Origin of the sequence: Stenotrophomonas sp. NLF4-10, assembly GCF_022359915.1 — a bacterium.
In the GTDB taxonomy this organism is placed as follows: Bacteria; Pseudomonadota; Gammaproteobacteria; order Xanthomonadales; family Xanthomonadaceae; genus Stenotrophomonas; species Stenotrophomonas daejeonensis.
On record NZ_JAKSEE010000003.1, the window covers coordinates 128,124 to 154,021 of the forward strand.

Sequence of the window (25,898 nt, forward strand, 5' to 3'; positions counted from 1 at the left end):
GGCCGGAAGTGGTTCAACTGCTCGACGACGCGCGCGCCCCGTCAGGTCAGCTTGCCCAGGGAGGAGCCAATGATTACCCCGAAGCTCATGACGATAACCGCCACGAAGAATACGGCCAGCACAATCAATCCTGCCTTCTGATTCTTCGGTACGGAAGTCCACCAGCTCTTCATTCTGTCAATCATGCAACCCCCCATGGAAATGTGACATGCGCGCTCTTGTCCTCGGTGTTGTCAGCTCACCGCTGGCCGAGCTTACCAGTCATACGACACCGAGAAGCGCACGCCACGCGGTGCCTGGAAGAACGTGGGCAGGCCGTAATTGGGATTGCGGTCGCCCGGCCCCAGCTCGCCCACCTCGTTGACCTCCAGCACCCGGCCGCTGTTGAAGATGTTGTTGACGTCCATCTTCACCCCCAGCCGCTTGCCCGCCCATTGCGGCCGATATTCCAGCCCCAGGTCGAGACGGAAGGTCCACGGCGTGGTACCCAGCGAGCCGCGCGGGTACAGCACCGGGTTGTAGGTGCCATCGTCGCTGAGGTCGCAGTAGAACGACTCGGCGCCGTAGGCAGCGGCGAATTCGTCGGTGGGGTGGTTGCCAAAGCAGTTCTTCGGGCGTCCGGAGGCGACGTTGACCAGGCCGCTGGCCTTCCAGTCGGCGGCGAACTGCCAGGCGCCGAACAGCTTGAACTGGTGTCGGCGGTCGTTGGGCAGGTTGCCGTAGGCGCCTTCCAGCAGGCCGGGCTGGTCGAACAGGGTGGTCAGGCCGGCATCGCCCTGGCCGTTGTCCGAGCGCACGTAGCCCTCGTTGTTGCCGTAGCTCTTGGACCAAGTGTAGGAGCCCTGCAGGAACCACACGCCGTCCCACGCGCGGTCTAGGGTGAACTCCAGCGCGTGGTACTTGCGCACCGACTTCGGGTAGCCCAGCTGCGCCGCGCTCAGGTTCAACTCTTCCAGCACGCCGTCGCCGTCCATGTCGACGAAGATATTCATGGCCTTGCCGGGGTTGGTCAGCACGTAATAGTCGAACCCGCCGGCATGGAAGTCGTCGTAACCGTTGGCGGCGGCGTAATCGTTCAGCGCCGCGTCGATGGCGATGTCCTCGATGGTGCTCTTCAGGTCGCGGCGGATGGCGCGCACGCCCGCGGTCCAGCCGCGCGCGATCTCCTGCTGGTAGCCGAGGATGAACTCGTCCTGGAACATCGGCTTCAGGTTCTGGTCGACGATGGTGCGCGGGTCCTTGACCGTGCCGTCGCTGAACACCGACAGGTCGGTCAGCGCCGCGCCCAGCACCGGCGTGTAGTCGGCGTTGACGCCATCGAGCACGAAGAACTGCTCGGTGAAGAACTCGGCGCCGGCCAGGCGGATGTTGGTGTTGCCGGCCACCGGCAGGTGGTAGCGACCGGCGTTGGCGAAGAACTTGCGCTTGCTGTCGCCACCGATATTCCAGCTCAGGCCCACCCGCGGCGCCCACTGGTTGGTCTGTTTGGTGAAGGTTTCGCCCAATGCGTTGCGGTTGTCGAACTGCTCGTTGCGGATGCCCAGCACCAGCAGCAGGTCGTCGGTCACGTCCCAGTGGTCCTCGAGGTAGAACGCCCGCGATTCGGTCTCGAAGCGGCCGCCGTTGCTCAGGAAACGCTGGCGCACCTCGAAGCCGGTGGGCGAGCGGGTCGCCTCGCGGTACTGCCACAGCACGCCGCCGGAATAGAAGCTGTCGTCCTCGGAGGTGTTGGTTTCCTGGTCAAGGCCGAAGCGCAGGCGGTGGTTGCCGTGCAGCCATTGCCCGATGTCCCACTCGGCATCCAGCCGGTAGGCCTCGCGGGTGTCGAACGCGGTGCCGGGGATCTGGTTGGACCAGCAGCCGCGGCGGATCTGGGTGCCGGTGCGGTTGTCGAGGATGACCGGGCAGGTGTCGCCCTCGCCGATGTCCGAGCGGTCGAACTCGCCCTTGCCGTACAGCGCCGACAGGGTGAAGCGGTCGCCGAGGTAACCGGTGTAGCGGAAGATGTCGTTGCGGCCGCCGCGGCGCAGCTGGGTCGCCCCCACGTGCTCGCCGATGGCGTCGGCCTCGTGGTCATACAGGTAGGTGGTGTCGACGATGTGGCGCTGGTCGCGGAAGCCGGTGTATTCGAGCAGGTGGTCGTCGCTGATCTGCCAGTCCAGCTTCACGCCCCAGAACGGGTCGTCGTTCTTGCGGTCGCGGTAGGTACCCACCGCATGCAGCGTCTCGTCCCAGTTGCGGACGTTGTAGATGCCGGCGAAGAACAGCCGGTCCTTGATGATCGGGCCGGCCGCGCTGAAGTTGGCCTCGATTTCGTTGGCGGTGTCGCGGCATGTCAAGGTCAGCACCGTGCCATCGGGCCGGCTCACGCAGTAGCCATCCTCCTGCAGGCTCTTCGGCGCGAAGTACACGTTGGCGCCGAACTCCCACTCGTTGGTGCCGCGCTTGGTGATGGCGTTGATGACGCCGCCGGTGGAGCGGCCGAACTCGGCGCCGTAGCCGCCGGTCTTGACCTGGAACTCGCGGTAGAACTCGAACGGCACCGTGCTGCCGCCCAGGCCGTTGCGGAAGTTGGTGACGTTGAAGCCGTTGATGTAATAGGCGTTCTCGCCGACCGTGGCGCCACCGAAGGAGGCCAGGTTGCCGAACGCGGCGTCGCCGACCGTGGTGCCCGGCGCCAGCAGCACCACGTCGGTCACGGTGCGCGCCACCGGGATGGCGTCGAGGATGGCCTCGGTGAGGATGGTGGCCGACTCCACCGACGACACGTCGATCGGGTTGATGCCGGCGGCCACCACCTCCACCCGGTCGAGCGTGGCCGCGTCGGTGGCGACGAAGTTCACGTTGGCGCCGGTGCCGGTGGAAACGGAAATGTTCTCGCGCACCGTGGCGGTGCCGTCGGCGGCGCGGCGCGTGACCCGGTAGGCGCCGGGTGGCAGCGCACCGACGCGGAACGCGCCGTTGCCGGCCACCGCCACCTCGCGGCTGAAGCCGGTGGCCGGATTCTCCACCACGATGACGTCACCCGAATGCGCCTGGCCATTGATGCTGCCGCTGGTGTTGGACTGCGCGTAGGCCGCCGACGCGAAGCATGCGCCGATGGCAAGGCACAACGCGCTGTTCCTGATCTTTCTTCCGATAGCGGGTACCGGCATGGTTGCTCTCCTCGATTGTTCTTGTTTGTCCCCGGATGCGCTGCCGGCCGCGTCGACCGCACCGGGACGCACGCGCCCTTCCCGGCTGCCGGAGCAGGCGGGTGCGGGCGGAAACGTGTCCACGTGGCGAAAGCAGCGGGCCGATGCGGCAGGCAGCATTGCTGCGCCCGGTCACCGTTGCCGGCGATGTTTTCGTTTCATCCGGGCGCACCGACACAGTAGTGCCCGCTGCCGGCGGTGAATTTCCCTCGCCGGTGCCATCGTTTGGCGGATCTTGTGTTTTGCGTTGCGGCGGCATGCGTTCGTCGCAACCGCACGGAAACGGCATAATCGATCCGGCGATTCCGCACCGCCGCCCGCTTCCGCATGCCACGCGACCACCACGACATCCTCAGCGCGCTGCCCGCCGAACGCCTGCGCATCGGCGACGCACACGTGGATGCCGGTACCCGCGAGATCACCCGCGGCGACGGCCGGCGTACCCGCGTGCCGTTGAAGGCGATGGACGTGCTGACCACGCTTGCCCTGCAGCCGGGCAAGGTGTTCGCCCGGCAGGAACTGCTGGAGGCGGTATGGCCGGACACGCTGCCCGGCGACGAGGTGCTCACCCAGGCCATCGCGCAACTGCGCCGCGCACTGGGCGACGGCAAGCCGGCCACCTGCATCGAGACCATCGCCAAACGCGGCTATCGGCTGCTGCCCGCGGTGGAATGGTTGCCCGAATCCGCTGCCGGCGACGCCACGACGGACGCACCCGTTGCACCACCACGCCGCCGCTTGCCGCCGATGCTGGTCATCGCCTGCATGTGCATCGCCCTGCTGCTGGCCTGGTGGTGGCACGACGGCAGGCGGCAGGCCGCCACGCCAACACCTGCGGCCGTTGCCTACGAGCGCCTGACTTCGCGGCCCGGCAGCGAACTGTGGCCGGCGCTGTCGCCCGACGGCACGCTGGTGGCCTACAGCAGTTTCTCCGGCGACGAGCGGACCGCCGCGCTGATGCTGCAAACCACCGGCTCGATGCAACCACGCGCCCTGACCACGGCCGTGACCGGGGAACGCCACACATTGCCGGCGTGGTCACCGGATGGGCGCGAGATCGCCTACTTCCGCACCCTCGATGGCCAGTGCCGGTTGATGCGCATCGCCGCCAGCGGCGGCGAGCCCCGCGAGATCGGCCCCTGCCCGGCATCGCCGCAGAAGTTCGGCTGGCACCCGGACGGCAGGCATCTGGTATTCGGCGGGCCGTTGCTGCGCACGCTGGAGTTGTCCAGCGGCACGGTGCGGGAGCTGGCCTACGCGCGCGCGCCTGACGATGCCGATTCGCACCCGGCCTATTCGCCCGACGGGAAGTGGATCGCCTTCCAGCGCGGCATCTCGCGCGGCGACCTGTGGCGCGTGCCGGCCAGCGGCGGCGACCCGGAGCGGCTGACCCGGCTGGAAACCAACCTCTACGGCTTCGCCTGGACACCGGACGGCAAGGCGCTGGTGCTGTCGCGCTTCCTCGACCATCGCCTGCACCTGTCGCGGCTGGAACTGGCCAGCGGCACGCTGGCCGACCTCGGCGTCGACGACGTCGCCTATCCGCACATCGCCCGCAACGCGCCGGTGCTGACCTTCATCGCCGGCATCGCCACCTCCAGCGCGCTGTACCGGGTGCGCGTGCCCGAGGCCGGCGATGCCGCTCCGCCGCCGGAGCGCGTCTTCACATCCACCGGCAACGACACCCTGCCCTCGCTCAGCCCCGATGGCCGCCTCCTGGCCTTCCTGTCCGACCGCAGCGGCAGCACCCGCCTGTGGTGGGCGGTGCGCGACCGCCCCGAATCGCCGCAACCGGTCGATGGGCTGGCGCCGTTGCTGCGGCAGGTGCCGGCATGGTCGGCCGATGGCAGCCGCCTGCTGGTGGTCGGCACCACGCCGCAGGGCGAGCGCCTGCACGAGGTCACCCTGCCCAGCGGTCGCGTCGGCGTGCTGCCGGCGCCCGGGCCGGCGCCCACCCATGCCATCGCGTTGCCGGACCGGCGCCTGCTGGCCACCCTCGACCATGGCAAGGGCCTGAGCGCGGCCACCCTGTACGACACCGCCACCACGCCCTGGCGCACGCTGGCGCGGCTGGAGGACGTCGGCTTCGTGTTCCATGACCCGGCCCGGCAACGGTTGCTGTTCACCCGCCGCAGCAGTTGGGGCGTCTGGGAGACGGGCATGGCACTGGCTGCGCCGCGGCTACTCGACGGCCTGGGCGCCGGCGACGGGAGCCGCCCGCTGCTGGCCAGCAGCCCCTACAACCAGGGTCGGCGGGTCGTGGCGTGGCCGGGCGGCAGCGCCCTGCTCGGCAACGATGGCGAATGCGGCCTGCGCTGGATCCCGTTGCCGCGCCGGACGGATGCCGATGCCCCCTGCCTCGACCCGCGGCCGGGTAGCCTGCACGGCGCCAGCCTGGACCCGCAACGGCGCGAGCTGTACTACAGCTTCGGCAGCGGCCACAACGAGGACATCGGCTGGATGCCCCTGCCCGGCGGCCGTTGAACCGGCCGCAATATTTTTTTCATCCCCGCGTCAGTTCGATTTCAGCGCGAAATCACCCGATCCTGCGAACTTCCCGCGCCGTCGCGGGCAAACAGGAAGCCTGTCCCGGACGAGGCTTCCGACCATGCTCGACATCCTGACCGCCGATCGCGGCGCCACCCACGACCATCCCGTTCCCACCGGGCCGCGCTGGTTCGCGGTGTCGCGGCTGGGCAACCTGCAGTTGCCCGGCCAGTCGGTGGTGCTGTGCCTGCAGATGCGCGGCGGCTCGCGCATCGATGCCCGCGAAGGCGTGTTCCAACTGCAGCGCGGCGACTGGGTGGTGTTCGAGCGCGACTCGGCGCCGCAGGTGCAGGCCGGCCGCGGCGGCCTGCTGCTCGGCATCACGGTGCCGGCCGCGGACTGGGAGCAGGCCGCACGGGACGCCGGGGCCGCCCCCTTGCCGGGTCGCTGCCGGCTGCCGGCCGCCGAACTGCGCAGCCTGCTGCGCCTGTGGCGGCAGGGCACGCAGGCCACCGGCGAGCGCCGCCAGCGCTGCCTGCGGGTACTGCTGGCGTTCCTGGCACCCCGGCAGGCCGACATCGCCGGCCTGCTCGCACGCTGCCCGGGCCGCAGCCGGCAGCGCAAGCTGCAGGTGCTGGCGCGGCTGCAGCGCACCTGGCTGTTCCTCGAAGGCAACGCCCACCGCACGGTGCGGCTGGCGGAGCTGGCGGAACTGAGCAGCCTGTCGGTCTGCCATTTCGCCAAGACCTTCCAGTCGCTGTACCGGGAAAGCCCATTGGCCGCCAACCACCGCCTGCGGCTGGAACGCGCCTGCCACCTGCTGGCTTCCACGCCGCTGTCGGTTTCGGACATCGGCCAGGCCTGCGGCTTCGACAGTTGCTGCAGCTTCTCGCGCGCCTTCAGCAACCGCTACCGGCAACCGCCCTCACGCTACCGCAGCACCGTGGCTGCTCACAGCGCGGTCAGGTTGGCGTAGGCCATCACCAGCCACTTGCTGCCGGCCTCGGCGAACTCCACCTGCACCCGAGCGTGGGCGCCGCTGCCCTCGTAGTCGGTGACCATGCCTTCGCCGAACTTCGGGTGGGTGACCAGCGCGCCGAGCTTCAGCGGCGGCGCTTCCAGCGCGGCGTGGCCGGCCACGCGGCTGGCGCCGAGCGAGGCCGGGCGCGAGACCTGCACCTTGGGCCGCACTTCGTTGAGCAGCTCGCGCGGGATCTCGCGCAGGAAGCGCGAAGGCAGGCTGTAGTTGTCCTGGCCGTGGATGCGGCGCGATTCGGCATAGCCCAGCACCAGCTTCTGCCGGGCACGGGTGATGCCGACGTAGGCCAGCCGCCGTTCCTCCTCCAGCCGCCCGCTTTCCTCCAGCGAACGCGCGCCGGGGAACAGGCCCTCCTCCATGCCCGCGAGGAACACCAGCGGGAACTCCAGTCCCTTGGCCGAATGCAGGGTCATCAGCTGCACGCCGTCCTCGCCAGCCTGCGCCTGGCCTTCGCCGGCCTCCAGCGAGGCATAGGACAGGAACGCGACCAGTTCGCTCATGTCGGCGGTGCCTTCCTCGTCGGCGTCGCGCTGGATGAAGCGCGAGGCCACCGACACCAGTTCGTCGAGGTTGTCGCTGCGCGATTCCGAATCCAGCGTATTGCGGCTTTCCTTGCTCCAGTGCTCGCGCAGCGCCGAGCGCACCAGCACATGGTCGATGCGCTCGGCCAGCGTCATCTGCACGGTTTCGCCACCGATCTGCTGGATCAGGTTGAGGAAGCCGGCCAGCGCGTTCTTCGCGCGCGACGTGAGGTCGTTGCCCTGCGTGGCCAGCATCGCCGCTTCCCACAACGACACGGCCTGCGCGCGGGCGATGCGCCGCACCTCGTCCAGCGTGCGCTCGCCGATGCCGCGGGTGGGCGTGTTGACCGCGCGCTCGAACGCGGCATCGTCGTTGCGGTTGGTCAGCAGCCGCAGGTAGGCCAGCGCGTCCTTGACCTCGGCGCGCTCGAAGAAGCGCATGCCGCCATACACGCGGTACGGCACCTGTTCGCTGAGCAAAGCTTCTTCAAAGGCGCGCGACTGCGCGTTGGAGCGGTACAGCACGGCGATGTCGCCATAGCTGCCGCCGTCGCGCACCCACTGCCGCGCGCGCTCGACCAAGTAGCGCGCCTCGTCCATCTCGTTGTAGGCCGCGAACAGGTCGATCGGTTCGCCGTCGCCGCTGTCGGTCCACAGCTGCTTGCCGATGCGGCCGGGGTTGTGCGCGATCACCGCGTTGGCGGCACCCAGGATGTTGGCGCTGGAACGGTAGTTCTGTTCGAGGCGGATGGTCTGCGCGCCGGGGAAATCCTTCAGGAACTGCTGCACGTTCTCGACCTTGGCGCCGCGCCAGCCATAGATCGCCTGGTCGTCGTCGCCGACCACGAACACGTTGCCCGAGTCGCCGGCCAGCACCCGCACGAAGGCGTACTGGATGGCGTTGGTGTCCTGGAACTCGTCGACGAGAATCTCGCCGAAGCGCGTGCGGTAATGCGCCAGCAACGCCGGGTTGTCGCGCAGCAGTTCGTGCGCGCGCAGCAGCAGTTCGGCGAAGTCCAGCAGCCCGGCGCGGTCGCAGCGCTGCTGGTACTCGATATAGCACTGGCGCATCGTCTCCAGCCACGCGTCGTGCGGCTCGGGCTGGATGTGCTGCGGGCGGCGGCCCTCGTCCTTCTGCTGGTTGATCCACCACGCGATCTGCTTGTGCGGGAACTTGCCGTCGTCCAGTTCCAGCGCCTGCACCACGCGCTTGACCAGCCGCAGCTGGTCGTCCGAATCCATCACCTGGAAGGCTTCGGGCAGCTTCGCATCTGCCCAGTGCAAACGCAGCAGGCGGTGTGCCAGGCCGTGGAAGGTGCCGATCCACATGCCGCGCGCGCCGTTGCGCAGCTGCAGGTCGATGCGCTGGCGCATCTCGCCGGCGGCTTTGTTGGTGAAGGTCACCGCGAAGATGCCGTGGGTCGGCACGCCATGCACCTCGTGCAGCCAGGCGATGCGGTGGGTGAGCACGCGGGTCTTGCCGGAGCCGGCGCCGGCGAGGATCAGGTAATGACCGGGAGGCGCGGAAACGGCCTCGCGCTGGGCCGGGTTCAGCCCGTCGAGCAGGTGGGAAACATCCATCGGTGCATTTTAGCCGGATGCCGCGGGTGCCTGGCGGCAGGAGCGATGCGAGCCGCGGCCATGCTTTCCCGATGAAACCCGGTCGCGGCTCGCGTCGCTCCTACCGAAGTTCGCCCAGCAGGGCTTGTGCCACCTGTGCGGCCTGCGTGCGCAATTCGGGAATCGCCAGGCTTTCCCACAGCGTGCCGATGCGCAGGCTGCCGACGACCCGAATGCGGGCGTCGGCCACGCCCTCGGCGTCGAGCAGGCTGCCGTCGGCACTGCTGTCCACGCCGATGCCGTGCGGGCCGGGGCGGGCGATGCCGCTGCCCAGCAGTTGCTGCAGCAGCGGGTTGCGCATGGCCTGCGCGCGCATTTCCACGCCGGTGGCGTTGATGACGCATTGCACGTCCAGCTGGAACGGGCAGCGCCGCGGGTCGAGCGCCACCAAGTGCACGCAGGCGCCTTCGGCGACCACCGTCTCCAGCCGCCCGCGATGCAGGTGCAGGCGGCCCTGCCGGCGCAGCTCCATCAACTGCGCGTGCACCGGTGCGGCGATGCGGTGGCGGTGCACGTCCCAGTAACGCACCACGTGGCGCAGGAAACGGCGCTGGTCGTCGGGCGTCAACGACTGCCACAACGCCTGCCCCAGCGGCCGGATGCGCTCCATCACGCTCTGCCACGGGATGCCGCGCAGCGCCGCCTCGGCGGCATGGCGGCGCAGCATGCGCAGGCGTTGGCGCAGGGGCATCGCCAGCAGCGGTTGCGGGTCGTAGTCGGCGGCCGGGCCGGCGGCGTGCGGCAGGGGCAGCAGCGCGTGGCGCGACAGTATGTGGACATGGCCTTTGTGCCCCGCCGCGGCCAGCGACACCACGCTGTCGGCCATGCTCAGGCCGGAGCCGACGATGGCCACGTCCGCGTTCGTGGGGATGCCGCGCACCGCGTCGAAATCCCAGGCCTCGACGCGCTTGCCCGCCGGCACCGCGCCGGCACCGCGCGCCGGCAGCGGCCGCAGCGCATTGCCGCTGCACAGCGCCACGCGGCCGGCCAGCAGCGGCTGGCCCGAATCCAGCTGCAGCACGATGCCATCGGCATGCCGTTCCAGCGCCACCACGCGGCCGGCGCGGACATCCAGCTGCGCCGGGCTGGCGTCCACCGCCTGCTGCAGGCGCCGGCGCAGGTAGCCGGCGTAGTGCAGCCGCGGCACGAAGGTCCGCGCCAGCGCGTCGCGCTGCAGCTGCGGGAATGCGCGCTGCTCGACCAGGTAGTCGAGGAAATCGTCGGGACGGTCGGGAAAACCGCTCATCTTGCCGGCCGGCACGTTGAGCAGGTGCTCGGGATGGCGCGTGGCATAGGCCACGCCGCGGCCGAGCGGCAACTGCGGCTCGACGATCACCACCCGCAGTGCGGCAGTGGCGGCACGCAGCACGCCGATCGCGGCGAGCGTGCCGGCGGCGCCGCCGCCGATGATCGCGACGTCGCAGGCCTGCGGCTGGTCGGAAATCGTCATCGGCCGATTGTAGGCGATGCCGGCGGAAAGCCTGATGCCAGCGGCGCATGTGCTGATGGCAACGACGGCCACCGGTTTTCACCTTCCTGAAACACGAAACCCGCCTTGCGGCGGGCTTCATGCGAAACGGCAGATGGCAATCCTCACGGATTACTTGATCTTGCCTTCCTTGTACAGCACGTGCTTGCGAACGACCGGGTCGTACTTCAGGAATTCCATCTTCCCGGGGGTGTTCTTCTTGTTCTTGTCCGTCGTGTAGAAGTGGCCGGTGCCGGCCGAGGAAATCAGACGGATCTTGTCGCGCTTGCCTGCCATGATTGTTTACTCCTCAGACCTTTTCGCCACGAGCGCGCAGCTCAGCCAGAACGGAATCGATGCCGTTCTTGTCGATGGTGCGCAACGCGTGCGCGGAAACACGAAGCTTGACCCAGCGGTTCTCGCTGGCGACCCAGAAACGGCGCTCGTGCAGGTTCGGCTGGAAGCGACGGCGGGTCTTGTTGTTGGCGTGCGAGACGTTGTTACCCGTCTGCACCTTCTTGCCGGAAACTTGGCAAACTCGGGACATTGCGCACCTCGGTAATGTCGGTTGTGTCTTCCTTGGCCAGAAAGACGGCGGCCCCGGCGGTCGCCCGCCACACGTCATGGGAATCAAGGGTCACGCCGGCGTTGGGCGGTGCGGGGACGTGCTCCCGGCACCGCCGCCCGGACTGAACCGGACACAGCGAGCCGCGCATTATGCGGCAGCGCAAGGCGCCTTGCAAGTTGTCCACAGGGCAGGCCGTGAGGTGCCCTCGCTTCCTATTCCGGTGCGAAGGACAGCGAGCGCCGCGCACGCAGCGGAGTGGCCACCCGCGCCGGGTCCGGCGGGAACAGGCTCAGGTAGCCGGCGGCGACGGCACGGTCGCGGATGCGCTCGCCCACGCCCTCGGCGACTTCCACCTCCACATGGGTCACCCGGCCCTGCGGGTCCACATCCATCGCCCAGACCAATCGCCCGCTCCATTCGGCCGGCGGGATCGAGCCATCGTAGTTGGGCCGGCCGGCCACGTAGGGAACGCCGCGTTCGAGGTGGTAGGGCGAATCCTCGATGCGCGGATCGACGCGGACCGTCTTTTCCTGCGCGCGGCCATCGCCCAGCCGAACCCTGGCCGTCCAGACGCCCGGCGCGCCATCCTTGCCGAGGTTGGCCGGGTAGCAACGCTTGGTGCCTGGGTAGTCGGCATGTTCCTCCAGCGAAACCCGCCGGCCATCGGCGTCGAGGAATTCGACCCACAGGCCGCCCACGTCGGTTTCCTTCGCATTGGCGGCCACGCAGACCTGATGTTCATGGCCGCCCTCGGTGAGGAACTGGCGCGTCTCCTGCCGGGCGATGGCCCCCTGCGGCGTCTTCGACCACAGGAATTCGATGTAGATGCCCTCGGCAGCAGCGCTGCCAGCCACGGCCGACGACAGCAGGACGATGATCCAGCGCATTCTCATGGCGCTTCCCATTCTCCTCGTGCGATGGACGACAGGATGCCGCACGTCCTCCCGTTCAGGAAGCCGATCCGGTGCAGCCCTCGTCCTGCCCGCGCAGCTCGTGCCACGCCGCGCGCGCCACCCGCCAGGCCGAGCGCAGGAACAGCAGCAGCAAGGCCACGGCGATCAGCAGGTCCGGCCAGCCGGTGCCGAAGGCCCATACCGCCAGCGCGGCGAGGATCACCGCGCCGCCTTCGTAGACATCGTTGAGCGAGCAGGCCCACGCCGAGGCGAGGTTGATGTCGCCCTGCCGGTACGGCCACAACAGGCGCAGGCACAGCAGGTTGGCGGCCAGGTTCAGCAGCGCGGCGATGCCCATGCTCTCGAACAGCGGCAGGTGCGGGTGCGCCAGCTTCCAGCCGATGCCCGCGGCCACCGCCAGCGCGGCACAGAGGATGAACACCGCCTTGAGCATCGCCACCCGCGCCTTGGCGGCGACGCTGGCGCCGACCACCGCCAGGCTCAACGCGTAGGTCAGCGCGTCGCCGAGGTTGTCGAGGCTGCCCGACAACAGCGAGGCCGAGCCGCTGTGCCAGGCCGCCAGCATCATCATCGCGAAGGTGAGCAGGTTGATCGCCAGCACCAACCACAGCACGCGCCGCTGCCGCGCCTGCATGCGCTCGACTTCCAGCGTCTTGCCGCAGCCGCAGCAGTCGCTCATGTCGCCTCCGGCCCGTTCATGACCCGGCATTGTCGCGCCGGTGCAGCCAGCGGTACAGCACCGGCAGCACCAGCAGGGTCAGCAGGGTGGAAGAAACGATGCCGCCGATCACCACCGTCGCCAGCGGCCGCTGCACCTCGGCGCCGGCACCGACGTTGAAGGCCATCGGCACGAAGCCCAGCGAGGCCACCAGCGCGGTCATCAGCACCGGCCGCAGGCGGCCCAGCGCGCCCTCGCGCACGGCGGCGTCCAACGCATGGCCGGCCTGGCGCAGGTGGCGCACGAAGCTGACCATCACCAGCCCGTTGAGCACCGCCACCCCGGACAGCGCGATGAAACCGACGCCGGCCGAGATCGACAGCGGGATGCCGCGCAGCGCCAAGGCCAGCACACCGCCGGTCAGCGCCAGCGGCACGCCGCTGAATACGATGACCGCGTCCCTGCCCGAGCCGAACGCCCAGAACAGCAGCGCGAAGATCAGCAGCAGGGTCAGCGGCACCACCACCGCCAGCCGCTGCCCGGCCGCGATCAGCTGCTCGAAGCTGCCGCCGTAGTCGATCCAGTAGCCGGCCGGCAGCGCCACCTGCGCGTCGACCGCACGCTGCAGTTCAGCGACGAAGCCACCGAGGTCGCGGTCGCGCACGTTGGCGGTGACGACGATGCGGCGCTTGCCGTTGTCGCGGTTGATCTGGCTCGGACCTTCGCTGGTGCCGATGCCGGCCAGTTCGCGCAGCGGCACGGTGGCCGGCGCGCCGGAGCGCCAACTGGCGCCACGGCTGGCCTCGTCATGCTGGCCGCCGGCCAGCGCCGGCGCCAGCGACACCGGCAGGTCGGCCAGCGCCGCCGGGTCCTGCCGCAGGGCCTCGGGCAGGCGCACCACGATGTCGAAACGGCGGTCGCCTTCGAACAACTGCCCCGCCACCTCACCGCCCACCGCGGTGGCGACGGTGGCCTGCACCTGCCCCGGGTTGAGGCCGTAGCCGGCCAGCTTCCGCCGGTCCGGGGTGATGGTCAGCAACGGCAGGCCGCTGGTCTGCTCCAGCCGCACGTCGGCCGCGCCCGGCACGCCGGCGGCCACCTTCTCGATGCGCCGGCCGACGTCCATCAGCGTGTCCAGGTCGTCGCCGTAGAGCAGCACCGCCACGTCGGCACGCACGCCGGAGATCAGCTCGTTCATGCGCATCTGGATCGGCTGGGTGAACTCGTAGTTGTTGCCCGGCAGCACCTCCACCGCCGCCTCCAGTTCGGCCAGCAGCACGGCGCGCGGCTTGCGCGGATCGGGCCAGTCGCCGCGCGGCTTCATCATGATGAAGGTGTCGGCCACCGACGGCGGCATCGGGTCGGAGGCGACCTCCGGCGTGCCGATCTTGGAGAACACCTTGGCCACTTCCGGTTGTTGCAACAGGCGTTGCTCGATCTGCACCTGCATGCGCACCGACTGGCTCAGGCTGGTGCCGGGGATGCGCATGGCGTGCATCGCCACGTCGCCCTCGTCGAGGGTGGGTACGAATTCGCTGCCCAGCCGCGTCGCCAGCAGGCCGCACCCGAGCACCAGCGCCAGCGCGCCGCCGGCCACCCAGCGCCCGTGGCGCAGGGCGAGGTCGAGCAGCGGCCGGTAACGCCGGCGCAGCCATGCCATCAATCGGTTTTCCTGCTCCTGCACGCGGCCGCCGAGGAACAGCGCGATCGCCGCCGGCACGAAGCTCAGGCACAGCAGCATCGCGCCGCTCAACGCCAGCACCACGGTGATCGCCATCGGGTGGAACATCCTGCCTTCCACCCCGGTGAGCGCGAACACCGGCAGGTACACCGCGGTGATGATGCCGAGGCCGAACAGGCTGGGGCGGATCACCTCGGCGGCGGCGCCAGCGGTCTCGGCGAAGCGCTCATCGCGCGTCATCCCCCGGCCCAGTGCCTGCGTGCGTTCGCCGAAGCGGCGCAGGCAGTTCTCGATGATGATCACCGCGCCATCGACGATCAGGCCGAAGTCCAGCGCACCCAGGCTCATCAGGTTGGCCGATACGCCGCCGCGCGCCATGCCGGTGAGGGTGAACAGCATCGCCAGCGGGATCACCGCCGCGGTGACCAGCGCCGCGCGGAAATTGCCCAGCAGCAGGAACAGCACCACGATCACCAGCAGCGCGCCTTCCAGCAGGTTCTTCGCCACGGTGGCGATGGTGCGATCGACCAACGCGGTGCGGTCGTAGCTGGCGGTGACGGTGACGCCCTCGGGCAAGCTGCGCTGTGCCTGCTGCAAACGCGTGGCCACCGCCTGCGCCACCTCGCGGCTGTTGGCACCGACCAGCATCATCACCGTACCCATCACCACTTCATGGCCGTCCTGCGTGGCCGCGCCGCTGCGCAGCTCCGGGCCATCGGCGACGTCCGCCACGTCGTGCACGTGGATCGGCACGCCTTCGCGGCGGTCGAGCACGATGTCGCCGATCTGTTGCAGGTCGGCCACCTGCCCGGGGATGCGCACCAGGAACTGCTGGCCGTTGCGCTCGATGTAGCCGGCGCCGACGTTGCGGTTGTTGGCCTGCACCGCGGCGACCACGTCCTCCAGGGTGAAGCCCAGCGCGCGCAGCTTGGCCGGGTCCGGGGTGATGTGCACCTGCCGCTGGTAGCCGCCGATGCTGTTGACCTCGGTGACGCCGGGCACGGTGCGCAGCTGCGGGCGGATCACCCAGTCCTGCAGGGTGCGCAGGTCGGTGGCGGTGTAGGGCGTGCCGTCGGCCTTGCGCGCGGCCGGGTCGGCGTCGATGGTGTACATGAAGATTTCGCCGAGGCCGGTGGCGATCGGCCCCAGCTGCGGGTCCAGGCCTTCGGGCAGTTGCGACTTCACCTGTTGCAGGCGTTCGGCCACCTGCTGGCGGGCGAAATACAGGTCGGTGCCGTCGGCGAACACCACCGTCACCTGCGACAGGCCGTAGCGCGACAGCGAGCGCACGTTCTCCATCCGCGGCAGCCCGGCCATCGCCGTCTCCACCGCGAAGGTGATGCGCTGCTCGGCTTCCAGCGGCGAGTAACCGGGTGCGGCCGTGTTGATCTGCACCTGCACGTTGGTGATGTCGGGGGTGGCGTCGATCGGCAGCCGGGTGAAGCTCCAGATGCCGGCCAGCACCAGCACCCCGGTCAGCGCCAGCATCAGCCAGCGGTGGGCGATGGCGGCGGCGACGGTGCGTTCGAGCAGGCCGGCGCGCGCGGGAAGCTCAATGTTCATGGCCTGCCCCCGCCTTGCCGATGTCGGCCTTCACCGTATAGCTCTGCTCTACCACCACCTGCTCGCCGGCCCGCAGGCCCTGCGTCACCGCCACCTGCGTCGCATCACGCGCGCCGAGCGTGACCGGCCGCGCGCGATAGGTGTCGCCCTCGCGCACGAACACCACCTCGCGGCCCTCCATGTCCTGCAATGCGGCCAGCGGCACCACGACTTCGGCCGGGGTACTGGCCACGACGATGCGCGCGCGCACCGCCGCACCGGGTCGCCACAGGCCGTCATCGTTGCCGATGGTGGCCCGTGCCACCGTGCTCTGGCTGGCGGTGGCGGTGCCCGGCAGCACGCGTTCGAGCGTGGTGGCCTGGCTGGCGCCGTCGGTCATGCGGGTGATGGTGACCGGCACGCCGGCGGTGATGTGCTGGGTGTCGCTGCCGAAGATGTGCAGGTCCACCCACAACCTGGAGAGGTCGCCGATCTCGAACAGCAGCTGTCCTTCGCCGGCGACGCCGCCCACCTGCGCCTGTCGCGACAGCACCACGCCGGAGATAGGCGCAGCGATGGTGTAGGTGGTCAGGCTGAGGTTGCTGTCGATGGCGGCCAGCGGCTGGCCGGCGCGCACTGCATCGCCGACGTCGGCGCGCAACGCGCGGATCGGGCCGGGGAAGCGCGCGGTGACCTGCGCGGTGCGCCCGTCGATCGGCGCCAGCAGGCCCTGCACCTCGTGTTCGTCGGCGATGGTGCCGGGGCCGGCGGCGGCGCTGACGATGCCGGCCGCGTGCGCCTGCGCGGCGGGGATGGTGGTCTGCCCGGCGTCGTGGTCGTCGTGGTCGTCGTGGCCAGGCTCGTCATCGCCGTCGTCGGCATGCGCGTTTCCGTCCTGCGCAGCGGTTGCATCGTTCGCACCGGAGCGGCCACCGCAGGCGACCAGGCCCACCAGCAACAGCGCCAGCACGGTGGCACGGAACATCGGGGAAATCGGCAGGGAAGCCTTCATGGCGTGGTTCCTTCGGCAGCGGTGGCGAGCAGCGATTGCCCAGTGAGGCGCTGGATCTCGATCAGGGCGGTCTGCGCGGCGAGCGCGGCGTCGAGCTGGCGTTGCCGCGCCTCTACGCGCATGGCCTGCAGCTGCGCCCATTCGAGGTAGCTGATGGCGCCGGCGCGCCATGCGGTTTCGGCGCTCTTTTCAGCGCGCTGCAGTTGCGGCAGCACGTCGCTGCCGAGGCGCCGTACCTCCAGTCGCGCGGTGCGGTAGCGGCCGTGGGCTTCGGCCAGCGTCGCGTGCAGCTGCAGCGCGCGGGATTCGCGCTCCAGCGCCGTCATTGCCAACTCCGCCTGCGCGGCGCGGATGTCCGGTGCGGCACGGCGGGTACCGCCCAGCGGCAGGTTGAAACCGCCGACCAGCGCGGTGTCGCCGCTGGCGCGATCGTTGCGCACGCCCAGTTGCCACGACAGGTCGCCGCGCTGCTGGCTGCGCGCCAGCTGCACCTGCGCCTCGCGCACGCGCGCCTGCCCGGCGATCAGCGCCAGCTCCGGGGTATCGGCCAGCAGCTGCGCCAATTGCCGGAAATCCTGCACTGCCGGCAATTGCAGCGGATCGCCACTGACCGCGTCGAAATCCGCCTCGCGCGCATTCCACAGCGCGGCCAGCGACAGCCGCGCGGCGCGGCCGGCCTCGATGGCGCGGTCGCGGTCCAGTTCGGCCTGCGCCAGTGCAGCCTGTGCGGTCAGCAGCGTGGACGCGGGGGAGGCGCCGGCCTGCAGGCGCAGGCGCGCGGCCTGCACCGCGCGGCGGCGCTGCTCGATGTCGTCCAGCGCGATCCGGTGCCGGTTGTCCGCGGCGGTGACCGCCAGGTAGCGGCGTGCGACTTCGGCCATCAGGTCCAGTCGTGCGATCTCGCGCTGCGGGGCCACGGCGTCGAGGTTGGCCTGCGCCACCGCGCGGCGGGCGTCGAGCTTGCCGCCTCGTTCGAGAACACCGGCCAGCGAGACCGTGACTTCACTACCGTCGAAGCCGCGGCGGGTGCCGGTGCCGAGGACATTTTCGACTTCGACGCCGAACACCAGCGGCGGCTTGAAGCCGGCGCCGTCATGACGGGCTTCGGCGGCGGCGCGCTGCAACGCCGGCAGGCGCAGGTCGGGGTGGAGGCGGGCGACGCGGCCGATCGCCTCGTCCAGGGTCAAGGGTGCAGGCGGCGACGGCGCCTGCGCGAAGGCGCACGGCGCGATCGCCAAGGCCGCGAGCGCGGCCAGGCGTTTCCACATGGGGAATCTCCGGTTTCGAGAAAGGATCGGGGCGTCCGCAGCGCGGACGCGGGATCAGGCCGGAATCGGGGGACGCAGCAGGCTTTCCAGCGGTGCCGGACGCCAGTTGTCGTCGTTTGGTGTCGGCGTGGTCACGGCCGGCGGCATCGCCACCTCCCACACCGGCGCGGCGAACGGCAACACGCCGCCGTGGCCGTGGCAATGGCCGCAGTGGACCAGCAGGTGCAGCAGGTTCGCACCTTCGTCATCACCGTGGTTGGCATCGGTTTCGTCCACCGCGTGCGCAGCGGCGTGGTCGGCATGGCCGGCCGCATGCAGCTCGCCCAGGGCCGACACCAGCGCGCCGCCGGCACTGCCGAGCGCGACCACCGCCAGCACCAGCAGGCGGAGCAGCAACGGCAAACGGCGACGCAGGAAGGCGGGCATGCGCGGCAGGGTAGCGATGGCACCGCGCGTTACACAATCGCAGGGGAACGTGCCCAGGCAGTGCCGGCCGTTGGCCGGCAACCCCGCATTCCAACATCGTGCAGTGGCGTAGGTCGGCCCTGCGTGGCCGACGCAAGCAATCCCGGGGCCACCTGCGCTCGTCGATCCGGTTTGATCCGCCATGTCGATCCGGCACGTCGGGGACATAGCCCCGACCTACTGGCGGGCAACCTTGGTATTCCGGCATTGTGCGGTTGCCGGCCAGCGGCCGGCACTACCCGTCAGCGCATCAGGCCTTCTTGCGCGCTTCGATCCAGGCCTTGATCTGCTGCTCCAGCACCGGCAGCGGCACCGAGCCCTGCTTGAGCACGGCGTCGTGGAAGGATTTGACGTCGAATTTGTCGCCCAACTCCTTCTCCGCCTGCGCGCGCAGCTTGACGATGGTGATCTCGCCCAGCTTGTAGCTCAGTGCCTGCGCCGGCCAGGAGATGTAGCGGTCCACCTCGGTGGTGACTTCGTGCTCGCTCAGCGCGGTGCGGTCGCGCAGGTAGGCCAGCGCCTGTTCGCGGCTCCAGCCGTAGTGGTGCACGCCGGTGTCGATGACCAGGCGGCAGGCGCGCCACATCTCGTAGGTCAGCCGGCCGAAGTCCTCGTAGGGGGTTTCGTAGATGCCCATCTCCACGCCCAGCTTCTCGCTGTACAGGCCCCAGCCTTCGCCATAGGCGGAGATGTAGGCGCCACGGCGGAAGTCCGGCTGCTCGCCCTGCTCGGCGGCCAGCGCGCCCTGCAGCGCGTGGCCGGGGTCGGATTCGTGCAGGGTCAGCGCCGGCAGGTTGTACAGCGGGCGCGCCGGCAGGTTGTAGGTGTTGAGCCAGTAGGTGCCCATGCCGCCGCGGCCGGCGGTCCAGAACGGGGCGATGTCCGGCGGCACCGGGACGATGGTGAAGCGCGCGCGCGGCAGGGTCATGTAGCGGCCGATCACGCCATCGATGCGCTTGGCGATCCACGCCGCGCGCCACAGCAGTTCGTCCGGGGTCTTGGCGTAGAACTGCGGGTCGGTACGCAGGAATTCGAGGAAATCGGCGAAGCGGGTCTGTGCGCTTTTGCCCTTGAAACCCAGCTTGTCGATGATCGCGTCCATTTCCTTCTGGATGCGCGCCACCTCCTCCAGCCCGATCGCGTGGATCTGCTCGGGCGACAGGTCCAGCGTGGTGTATTCGCGTATCTGCTGGCGGTAGAACGCCTGCCCGCCGGGCATCTTCTCCGCGGCCAGGGTGGTGCGCGCCTGCGGCACGTATTCCTCGCGGAAGAAGGTGAGCAGTTCGGCGAAGGCCGGAATCACGCTGCCGGCGATGGCCTGCCGCGCTTCATCGCGCAGCTTCTGCTGCTCGGCGGCCGGGATGCCCGCCGGCAGCTTCTTGAACGGCGCGTACAGCGGCGACCCGGTCGGGTCCTTGAGCTCGGCGACCATCGAGATCGACACGTCGCGGCCGTCGAGCACCGCGCGCGGCACGCTGAAACCGCGGGCCAGGCCGGCGCGCATGTTCTCGGTCTGCTGCCCGAAGTAGCGCGGCACGTCGTTCAGGCGCGCGATGTAGTTGCGGTAGTCCTGCGCGGTCTTCATCTCGCGCCGGGCCATGAACGACAGGTTCGACCAGAACGAGGAGTCGGCGTTGAACGGCATCTCGTAGGTGCGCAGGCGCACCGCGTCGGCGAGGTTCTCGACCTGGTACCTGTAGATGGCGTAGTTGACCTGGTTGTCGGCCGACAGCGTGGCCGGGTCGATGGCCTCGAGCTGCTCCAGCACCGCGTCCCACACCTTCAGCCGCGCCTGCTGCGCCTGCGCGCCGACGTCGGGCAGGCGCGTGGCGCTGGCCGGGGCGTCGCTGTCCTCGTCGGCCTCGCCGCCGGCGCTCTGGCGCCAGGCCCATTCCTTCTCGTAGATCGCCTTGAACTGCGCGTCAGCGGCATGCGCGGCCAGCGTGGCGGGCGCGGACGGCGTGGCGGCAAGAGCGGGCGCGGCAGCCAGGCCGAGGGCGAGCAGGAGGGCGGCGGTCAACGGCGATTTCACGGTCGGGTTCCCCGGATGAATGGCAGGTTGCCCCGATCATCGCATTGAATCTATTGGCCGACCTAGACCGATTCAGGCGGAAAAATCGCCGGAATCAGTGCCCCGCCCGGTCGCGCTTCCAGCCGCGGTGGCGGATGTCCAGGTGCAGGCTGTACAGCGCGGTGAAGGCCGGGAACAGGTTCTGGATCACGCCCACCGCGTCCTGCTTGGCCGAGAACACGAAGTAGCTCAGCGTCATCAGGCTGCCGGCCACGCTCATGTACCAGAACAGCCGCGGGATCACCGGCTTGCCGGCGCGCCGGGAGGCGATGAACTGCACCAGCCAGCGGCCGCCGAACATCAGCGCGCCGGTCAGGCCGATCAGCTTCCACGGCGACATGTGCACGCCGGTCCACTCCAGCCACGGCAGCGACTGGTTCATGACGTCCATGCTCACAGTTCCTCGGCCGCCGTGCGCCTGCTGCGCGCGATCAGCCAGGCCACGCCGCGCAGGTCGCGGATGCCGACCAGGGCGCGGCCGAAGTTGGTGTACTTGGACACGCCGGCGGTGCGGTGGCGGTGGTTGACCGGCACGCTCACGGTCTTCCAGCCGGCGCGCTGCATCAGCGCCGGCAGGTAGCGGTGCATGTGGTCGAAGTACGGCAGGTCGAGGAAGGCGTCGCGCTCGAACAGCTTGATGCCGCAGCCGGTGTCGGGGGTGTCGTCGCGCAGCATGCGCGCACGGATGGCGTTGGCCCACCTGCTGGCCCAGCGCTTGGAACCGCTGTCCTGGCGGTTGACGCGCCAGCCGGCGAACAGCTTGACCTGCGGCGCGGCGGCATCGCGCGCGGCCAGCAGTTTCGGGATGTCGGCCGGGTCGTTCTGGCCGTCGCCGTCGAGGGTGGCGATCCACGGCGCGCGCGCGGCCTTCACCCCGCTGCGCACGGCGGTGCTCTGCCCGCTCTGGCTGGCGTGGTGCAGCACCCGCAGCTCCGGGTTGGCGGCTTTCAGCGATTGCAGCACCTGCAGGGTGTCGTCCTTCGAGTCGTCATCGACATAGACGATCTCGAACGGCAGCCGCCCGCGCAGCGCAGCGGTGATTTCATCGACCAGCGGGGCGACGTTGTCGCGCTCGTTGAAGACGGGGACTACCACCGAGAGTGCGGGCAGGTCCATCGCGGAATCCATGCGTTCGAGAAAGGGGAAGCCGCGCATTTTCCAGCACGTGGCTTGACGGGAGATGAGTCAGGCCGCCGCGCCGAAATAATCGTGGCACCACGCTACCACCGGCGGCAACCCGGCCTCGATCGGCGTGGCCGGTTCGTAGCCGAAGGCGGCCTTCGCCCGCGCGGTGTCGGCCATCGTGCGCACCATGTCGCCCGGCTGCATCGGCTTGTAGACCTTGCGTGCCGGGCGGCCGGCGGCCTGCGCGATCACCTCGATGAAGCGCTCCAGCTCCACCGGGGTGTGGTTGCCGAGGTTGAACACCCGGTGCGGCACCGGCTCCTCCGGGGGGTGGTCGAGCGCGCCGAGGATACCGGCGACGATGTCGGAAACATGTGTGAAGTCGCGCTGCATGCGGCCTTCGTTGAATACCTCGATCGGCCGCCCGGCCAGCACCGCGCGCGCGAACAGCAGCGGTGCCATGTCCGGCCGGCCCCACTGGCCGTACACGGTGAAGAAGCGCAGGCCGGTGGCACGCAGGCCGTACAGCTGCGCGTAGGTGTGGGCCATCAGCTCGTTGGCGACCTTGGTCGCCGCGTACAGCGAGCGCGGCTGGTCCACGCGCTGGTCCTCGGAGAACGGCGGCGTGGCCGAGTCGCCATAGACCGAACTGCTCGACGCATAGACCAGGTGCCGCACGCCGCGATGGCGGCACAGCTCCAGCATGTTGACGAAGCCGACCAGGTTGCTGTCGACGTAGGCATGCGGGTTCTGCAGCGAGTAGCGCACGCCGGCCTGCGCGGCCAGGTGGATCACCCGCGTCGGCCGGACCTCGTCGAACAGCGCGGCCAGGCCGTCGCGGTCGGTGAGGTCGAGCGTGCGGATGTCGGCCTGCGGACACAGCTCGGCGACGCGGTCGCGCTTGAGCCGCGGGTCGTAGTAGTCGTTGTAGTTGTCCAGCCCGACCACGCGCTCGCCGCGTGCGGCCAGAGCCTGGCAGGTGTAGGCACCGATGAAGCCGGCGGCGCCGGTGACGAGGAGGGTCATCTGCTTGTTCCGAGAGTTTGCGGGATTCAGGCCCCTCCCCCTCCGGGGGAGGGGTTGGGGAGAGGGCCGGTGCGAAGCATCGCAACATCCGGTTGTAAGTGGCTCCGGCCGTACCCTCATCCGGCGCTTTGCGCCACCTGCATTCGGCACATCCCTGCGCCTCACCCTGCGGGCGGCTTCGCCGTGCAAAACGGCATTCCTGCCGTTTTGTCTCCCGGAGGGAGAAGGGACACAGCGACTACAGCGTCATTGGATCCTTTGCGAGAGCCTGCTTGCGCTCGGCGCTGAACGCCCACCACGGCTGCGGCGCCTCCCCGGCCATGAAGCGCACGATGGACAGGAACACGTCGATCACGCAAGGGTCGTGCACCACGCCGGTCTTCAGGCACAACTGCGCGTACATGTCGTAGGGATCACGCCCGCGCAGGTGCGCGGGGACACGGATCCCGATCATGCGCAGATCCTTTTCACAGGCCGGCCCGACATTCGGCAGGTCGGTCAGACGCAACAGGTGATTGCGGTCGACCTTGGTGGGGTTCATTGCCTTGCAGGTACCTCGAACGATGGAAGGAACATCAGCCCTGCGGGGGGCGGGCGCGCAGCTTTTCCAGCACGCCGTCGAGCGTGTCCAGGTCGGTGTAATGGATCACCAGCCGACCCTTGCCGCCGCGGCCGTGGTTGATCGCCACCTTGGTGCCCAGCGATTCGGACAGCTCGGTTTCCAGCGAGGCGATGTCGGCCTGCGGGGCGGCCGGCTTCGGTTTGGCGTTGCGCGCGCCCGGCACCTTGCCGGCGGCGAACTGCTGGGCGCGGTGCTCGACCTCGCGCACCGACCAGCCTTCGTCGGCGGCGTCCTGCGCCAATCTGGTCGCCAGTTCCGGCGCCAGCGTCAGCAGCGCGCGGGCATGGCCCATCTCCAGCCGGCGGCTTTCCAGCAGCACGCGCACGCCTATCGGCAGGTCGATCAGGCGCAGCAGGTTGGACACCGAGGCGCGCGAGCGGCCCACCGCCTGCGCGGCCTCGGCGTGGGTCAGCGAGAATTCGGAGATCAGCCGTTGCAGCGCCTCGGCCTCTTCCAGCGGGTTCAGGTCCTCGCGCTGGATGTTCTCGATCAGCGCCATCGCGATGACGGTGCGGTCCTCCAGCTCGCGCACCACCACCGGCACTTCGTCCAGCCCGGCCAGCTTCGACGCACGCCAGCGGCGTTCGCCGGCGACGATCTCGTACCGGCCGCCGGCGACCTGGCGCACCAGGATCGGCTGGATCACGCCCTGCGCCTTGATCGACTCGGACAGCTCGGACAGCTTTGCCTCGTCCATCTCCCGGCGCGGCTGGTACTTGCCCGGCTGCAACTGGTCGATGCCCAGCTTGCGCAGCACCTCGCCCGGCTGCGGCTCGGCCACGGCGGCCACCGACACCGGCGTCACCGCGCCCTTCGGGCCCAGCAATGCGTCCAGCCCGCGGCCAAGGCCACGCTTCTTCGGTGCGCTCATCAGACGGCCTCCACGGCCCTGACGGCCTTGTTGCGTTGTTCGGTACGGCGGATCAATTCGCCGGCCAGGCCAAGGTAGGCCACGCCGCCGCGCGAGGTGCGGTCGTAGCCGACGATGCTCTGGCCGTGGCTGGGCGCCTCGGCCAGGCGCACGTTGCGCGGCACGATGGTGCGGAACACGCGGTCGCCGAAGTATTCGGTCAACTGCGCCGATACGGCATTGGCCAGGTTGTTGCGGATGTCGAACATGGTGCGCAGCACGCCTTCGATTTCCAGCGCCGGGTTCAGGTTGACCTGCAGCGCCTCGATGGTTTCCACCAGCGCGCTCAGGCCTTCCAGCGCGTAGTACTCGCACTGCATCGGCACGATCACCGAATCGGCGGCGGCCAGCGCGTTGAGAGTGAGCAGCGACAGCGCCGGCGGGCAGTCGATCAGGATGAAGTCGTATGCGTCGCGGATCGGCGCCAGCGCCTGCTTCAGGCGCTGCTCGCGGCCGTCCTGCTCCATCAGCTGGATCTCGGCGGCGGTCAGGTCGATGTTGCCGGGCAGCAGGTCGTAGCCTTCCGGCGCCTTGACCCGGATCTCGGTGGCGCTGCTTTCGCCCAGCAGCAGGTCGCAGGTGGAAGCGGCGACCTCGCGCTTGTCCACGCCGCTGCCCATGGTGGCGTTGCCCTGCGCGTCCAGGTCGACCAGCAGCACGCGCTTGGGCGCGGTAGCCAGTGCGGCGGCCAGGTTCACGGCCGTGGTGGTCTTGCCGACGCCGCCTTTCTGGTTGGCGATGGCGATGATGCGAGCCATGCGGGTGGGCCTCACGGGCTGGAAGGTTGGACTGGGCATTATGCGGGCTGGGGACGGATGGGGGAAATCCGGGCCGGCCAGCGTCGTCCCTCGTGGATGCGGGGCTTGCCCCGCATGAAGCCTTCCCGGTGAAGCCCCGTGCCGGGCAAGCACGGCACCTGCGAGGTAGGCCGGGGCCATGCCCCCGACGCGACCCACCTCGGGCAAGCCCCGTCGGGGGCGTAGCCCCGACCTACGTCCGGCTGCACACCACCAGATGGCGCTCGCCGGCCAGGCCGGGCACCTGCAACGGCCGCACCTCGGCCACCTGCCAGCCGGCCGGCAGCGCGGCGATTTCCTCGTGCGGGTACACGCCCTTCATCGCCAGCAGTTGGCCGCCGGGGCGCAGCAGGTGGCCGCCGACTTCAATGATGCCGGCCAGCGTGTCCATCGCCCGCGCGGTGAGGGCGTCGAAGGCGCCGGGCTCGTCCAGCGCCTCGGCGCGCGATTCGGCCACGCGGGCGTTGCCGAGGCCGAGCTGGCGCACCGCCTCGCGCAGGAAGCGTGCCTTCTTGCCGTTGCTCTCCACCAGCGTCACCTGCAACTGCGGGTGGGCGATGGCCAGCGGGATGCCGGGCAGGCCGGGGCCGGTGCCGAGGTCGGCCAGGGTGCCGGATTCGACGTGCGCCGCCATCGCCAGCGAGTCGAGCAGGTGGCGGGTGACCATCTCGCGCGGGTCGCGGATGGCGGTGAGGTTGTAGGTGCGGTTCCAGCGCACCAGCAGCGACAGGTAGGCCAGCAGCGGCGGCGCCAGCGCGGTGTCCAAGCCCATCGCGTGCAGGCCGCGTTGCAGGTCGTCGGCCACGCCGGGCGGGAGTGGGGTGTCGTTCGCGTTCATTGCCGGATTATCGCAGCAGGGCGGGAAACCCGTGGAGGGGACAAGGCGATGCAGGCTCCTCGTAGATGCGGG

General features: G+C 69.7%; 22 protein-coding genes. 2 read left to right on the forward strand and 20 right to left on the reverse strand.

All coding sequences use genetic code 11. From position 1 onward, the window contains the following. Positions 1–41: 41 nt before the first annotated feature. The gene (locus MIC98_RS16990) at positions 42–173 is read right to left on the reverse strand and encodes a hypothetical protein (RefSeq protein WP_275584455.1); all 132 of its coding nucleotides are present in this window, start codon (positions 171–173) and stop codon (positions 42–44) included. 81 nt (positions 174–254) lie between these two features. Continuing rightward, entirely contained in the window at positions 255–3,155 is a 2,901-nt protein-coding gene (locus tag MIC98_RS00755; protein WP_239734942.1) for a TonB-dependent receptor, read from the reverse strand. A 366-nt stretch (positions 3,156–3,521) separates the two neighbouring features. Here MIC98_RS00755 and MIC98_RS00760 point away from each other — a divergent pair, with 366 nt between their 5' ends. Together MIC98_RS00760 and MIC98_RS00765 are read left to right on the forward strand one after the other, a co-directional pair. Then, positions 3,522–5,678, forward strand: a complete 2,157-nt coding sequence (locus MIC98_RS00760) for a winged helix-turn-helix domain-containing protein (protein ID WP_239734943.1) — start codon at positions 3,522–3,524, stop codon at positions 5,676–5,678. A gap of 124 nt (positions 5,679–5,802) precedes the next feature. After that, positions 5,803–6,657 carry a helix-turn-helix domain-containing protein gene (locus MIC98_RS00765; RefSeq protein ID WP_239734944.1) on the forward strand — a complete coding sequence of 285 codons (855 nt, stop codon included), beginning with the start codon at positions 5,803–5,805 and terminating at the stop codon, positions 6,655–6,657. Here MIC98_RS00765 and uvrD read toward each other — a convergent pair. The 18 genes from uvrD to rsmG all read right to left on the reverse strand — a co-directional run bounded on the left by uvrD (position 6,633) and on the right by rsmG (position 25,826). Continuing rightward, positions 6,633–8,822 carry a DNA helicase II gene (gene uvrD / locus MIC98_RS00770; protein WP_239734945.1) on the reverse strand — a complete coding sequence of 730 codons (2,190 nt, stop codon included), beginning with the start codon at positions 8,820–8,822 and terminating at the stop codon, positions 6,633–6,635. The genes MIC98_RS00765 and uvrD overlap by 25 nt on opposite strands. A 100-nt stretch (positions 8,823–8,922) precedes the next feature. Then, entirely contained in the window at positions 8,923–10,311 is a 1,389-nt protein-coding gene (locus tag MIC98_RS00775; RefSeq protein ID WP_239734946.1) for an FAD/NAD(P)-binding protein, read from the reverse strand. A 150-nt stretch (positions 10,312–10,461) separates the two neighbouring features. Next, on the reverse strand, positions 10,462–10,626 hold the full coding sequence (gene rpmG, locus MIC98_RS00780) for a 50S ribosomal protein L33 (RefSeq protein WP_057640054.1): 165 nt from the start codon (positions 10,624–10,626) through the stop codon (positions 10,462–10,464). Positions 10,627–10,639: 13 nt separating this feature from the next. Further along, positions 10,640–10,876: a 50S ribosomal protein L28 gene (rpmB, locus tag MIC98_RS00785; RefSeq protein ID WP_054668347.1), complete on the reverse strand. Its 237-nt coding sequence runs from the start codon at positions 10,874–10,876 to the stop codon at positions 10,640–10,642. Between the two features lie 233 nt (positions 10,877–11,109). Then, positions 11,110–11,790: a hypothetical protein gene (locus MIC98_RS00790; RefSeq protein WP_239734947.1), complete on the reverse strand. Its 681-nt coding sequence runs from the start codon at positions 11,788–11,790 to the stop codon at positions 11,110–11,112. 55 nt (positions 11,791–11,845) lie between these two features. Continuing rightward, on the reverse strand, positions 11,846–12,490 hold the full coding sequence (locus tag MIC98_RS00795; RefSeq protein ID WP_239734948.1) for a cation transporter: 645 nt from the start codon (positions 12,488–12,490) through the stop codon (positions 11,846–11,848). 16 nt (positions 12,491–12,506) lie between these two features. Further along, positions 12,507–15,713 carry a CusA/CzcA family heavy metal efflux RND transporter gene (locus tag MIC98_RS00800; protein WP_239734949.1) on the reverse strand — a complete coding sequence of 1,069 codons (3,207 nt, stop codon included), beginning with the start codon at positions 15,711–15,713 and terminating at the stop codon, positions 12,507–12,509. Further along, the gene (locus MIC98_RS00805) at positions 15,703–16,704 is read right to left on the reverse strand and encodes an efflux RND transporter periplasmic adaptor subunit (RefSeq protein ID WP_239734950.1); all 1,002 of its coding nucleotides are present in this window, start codon (positions 16,702–16,704) and stop codon (positions 15,703–15,705) included. Before MIC98_RS00805 ends, MIC98_RS00800 begins: the two co-directional genes overlap by 11 nt. Further along, complete coding sequence (locus tag MIC98_RS00810) at positions 16,701–17,972, reverse strand: TolC family protein (RefSeq protein WP_239734951.1); 1,272 nt, start codon at positions 17,970–17,972, stop codon at positions 16,701–16,703. The genes MIC98_RS00805 and MIC98_RS00810 overlap by 4 nt, the downstream gene beginning before the upstream one ends. A gap of 54 nt (positions 17,973–18,026) precedes the next feature. Next, on the reverse strand, positions 18,027–18,398 hold the full coding sequence (locus MIC98_RS00815) for a DUF2946 family protein (RefSeq protein ID WP_239734952.1): 372 nt from the start codon (positions 18,396–18,398) through the stop codon (positions 18,027–18,029). Positions 18,399–18,687: 289 nt separating this feature from the next. Then, positions 18,688–20,469, reverse strand: a complete 1,782-nt coding sequence (locus MIC98_RS00820) for a DUF885 family protein (RefSeq protein WP_239734953.1) — start codon at positions 20,467–20,469, stop codon at positions 18,688–18,690. Between the two features lie 94 nt (positions 20,470–20,563). Then, a complete protein-coding gene (locus MIC98_RS00825) occupies positions 20,564–20,905 on the reverse strand; it encodes a lipid-A-disaccharide synthase N-terminal domain-containing protein (RefSeq protein ID WP_211258157.1) in 342 nt (113 codons plus the stop codon). Continuing rightward, positions 20,902–21,624, reverse strand: a complete 723-nt coding sequence (locus tag MIC98_RS00830; RefSeq protein WP_239734954.1) for a glycosyltransferase family 2 protein — start codon at positions 21,622–21,624, stop codon at positions 20,902–20,904. The genes MIC98_RS00825 and MIC98_RS00830 overlap by 4 nt, the downstream gene beginning before the upstream one ends. A 69-nt stretch (positions 21,625–21,693) precedes the next feature. Next, positions 21,694–22,659 carry an SDR family NAD(P)-dependent oxidoreductase gene (locus MIC98_RS00835; protein ID WP_239734955.1) on the reverse strand — a complete coding sequence of 322 codons (966 nt, stop codon included), beginning with the start codon at positions 22,657–22,659 and terminating at the stop codon, positions 21,694–21,696. A 238-nt stretch (positions 22,660–22,897) separates the two neighbouring features. Continuing rightward, the gene (locus tag MIC98_RS00840; protein ID WP_057640044.1) at positions 22,898–23,200 is read right to left on the reverse strand and encodes a helix-hairpin-helix domain-containing protein; all 303 of its coding nucleotides are present in this window, start codon (positions 23,198–23,200) and stop codon (positions 22,898–22,900) included. Positions 23,201–23,234: 34 nt separating this feature from the next. Beyond that, positions 23,235–24,152 (reverse strand): ParB/RepB/Spo0J family partition protein, encoded by a 918-nt coding sequence (locus MIC98_RS00845; protein ID WP_239734956.1) that lies wholly within the window; start codon positions 24,150–24,152, stop codon positions 23,235–23,237. Next, entirely contained in the window at positions 24,152–24,949 is a 798-nt protein-coding gene (locus MIC98_RS00850) for a ParA family protein (protein ID WP_239734957.1), read from the reverse strand. Before MIC98_RS00850 ends, MIC98_RS00845 begins: the two co-directional genes overlap by 1 nt. 232 nt (positions 24,950–25,181) lie before the next feature. Continuing rightward, entirely contained in the window at positions 25,182–25,826 is a 645-nt protein-coding gene (gene rsmG, locus MIC98_RS00855; RefSeq protein WP_239734958.1) for a 16S rRNA (guanine(527)-N(7))-methyltransferase RsmG, read from the reverse strand. Between the last annotated feature and the right edge of the window lie 72 nt (positions 25,827–25,898).

Bases quoted from the DNA above. Each gene is read 5' to 3' on its own strand.
- MIC98_RS16990 (WP_275584455.1), bottom strand. From the start codon at position 173: ATGAAGAGCTGGTGGACTTCCGTACCGAAGAATCAGAAGGCAGGATTG.
- MIC98_RS00755 (WP_239734942.1), bottom strand. From the start codon at position 3,155: ATGCCGGTACCCGCTATCGGAAGAAAGATCAGGAACAGCGCGTTGTGC.
- MIC98_RS00760 (WP_239734943.1), top strand. From the start codon at position 3,522: ATGCCACGCGACCACCACGACATCCTCAGCGCGCTGCCCGCCGAACGC.
- MIC98_RS00765 (WP_239734944.1), top strand. From the start codon at position 5,803: ATGCTCGACATCCTGACCGCCGATCGCGGCGCCACCCACGACCATCCC.
- uvrD (WP_239734945.1), bottom strand. From the start codon at position 8,822: ATGGATGTTTCCCACCTGCTCGACGGGCTGAACCCGGCCCAGCGCGAG.
- MIC98_RS00775 (WP_239734946.1), bottom strand. From the start codon at position 10,311: ATGACGATTTCCGACCAGCCGCAGGCCTGCGACGTCGCGATCATCGGC.
- rpmG (WP_057640054.1), bottom strand. From the start codon at position 10,626: ATGGCAGGCAAGCGCGACAAGATCCGTCTGATTTCCTCGGCCGGCACC.
- rpmB (WP_054668347.1), bottom strand. From the start codon at position 10,876: ATGTCCCGAGTTTGCCAAGTTTCCGGCAAGAAGGTGCAGACGGGTAAC.
- MIC98_RS00790 (WP_239734947.1), bottom strand. From the start codon at position 11,790: ATGAGAATGCGCTGGATCATCGTCCTGCTGTCGTCGGCCGTGGCTGGC.
- MIC98_RS00795 (WP_239734948.1), bottom strand. From the start codon at position 12,490: ATGAGCGACTGCTGCGGCTGCGGCAAGACGCTGGAAGTCGAGCGCATG.
- MIC98_RS00800 (WP_239734949.1), bottom strand. From the start codon at position 15,713: ATGAACATTGAGCTTCCCGCGCGCGCCGGCCTGCTCGAACGCACCGTC.
- MIC98_RS00805 (WP_239734950.1), bottom strand. From the start codon at position 16,704: ATGAAGGCTTCCCTGCCGATTTCCCCGATGTTCCGTGCCACCGTGCTG.
- MIC98_RS00810 (WP_239734951.1), bottom strand. From the start codon at position 17,972: ATGTGGAAACGCCTGGCCGCGCTCGCGGCCTTGGCGATCGCGCCGTGC.
- MIC98_RS00815 (WP_239734952.1), bottom strand. From the start codon at position 18,398: ATGCCCGCCTTCCTGCGTCGCCGTTTGCCGTTGCTGCTCCGCCTGCTG.
- MIC98_RS00830 (WP_239734954.1), bottom strand. From the start codon at position 21,624: ATGGACCTGCCCGCACTCTCGGTGGTAGTCCCCGTCTTCAACGAGCGC.
- MIC98_RS00835 (WP_239734955.1), bottom strand. From the start codon at position 22,659: ATGACCCTCCTCGTCACCGGCGCCGCCGGCTTCATCGGTGCCTACACC.
- MIC98_RS00840 (WP_057640044.1), bottom strand. From the start codon at position 23,200: ATGAACCCCACCAAGGTCGACCGCAATCACCTGTTGCGTCTGACCGAC.
- MIC98_RS00845 (WP_239734956.1), bottom strand. From the start codon at position 24,152: ATGAGCGCACCGAAGAAGCGTGGCCTTGGCCGCGGGCTGGACGCATTG.
- MIC98_RS00850 (WP_239734957.1), bottom strand. From the start codon at position 24,949: ATGGCTCGCATCATCGCCATCGCCAACCAGAAAGGCGGCGTCGGCAAG.
- rsmG (WP_239734958.1), bottom strand. From the start codon at position 25,826: ATGAACGCGAACGACACCCCACTCCCGCCCGGCGTGGCCGACGACCTG.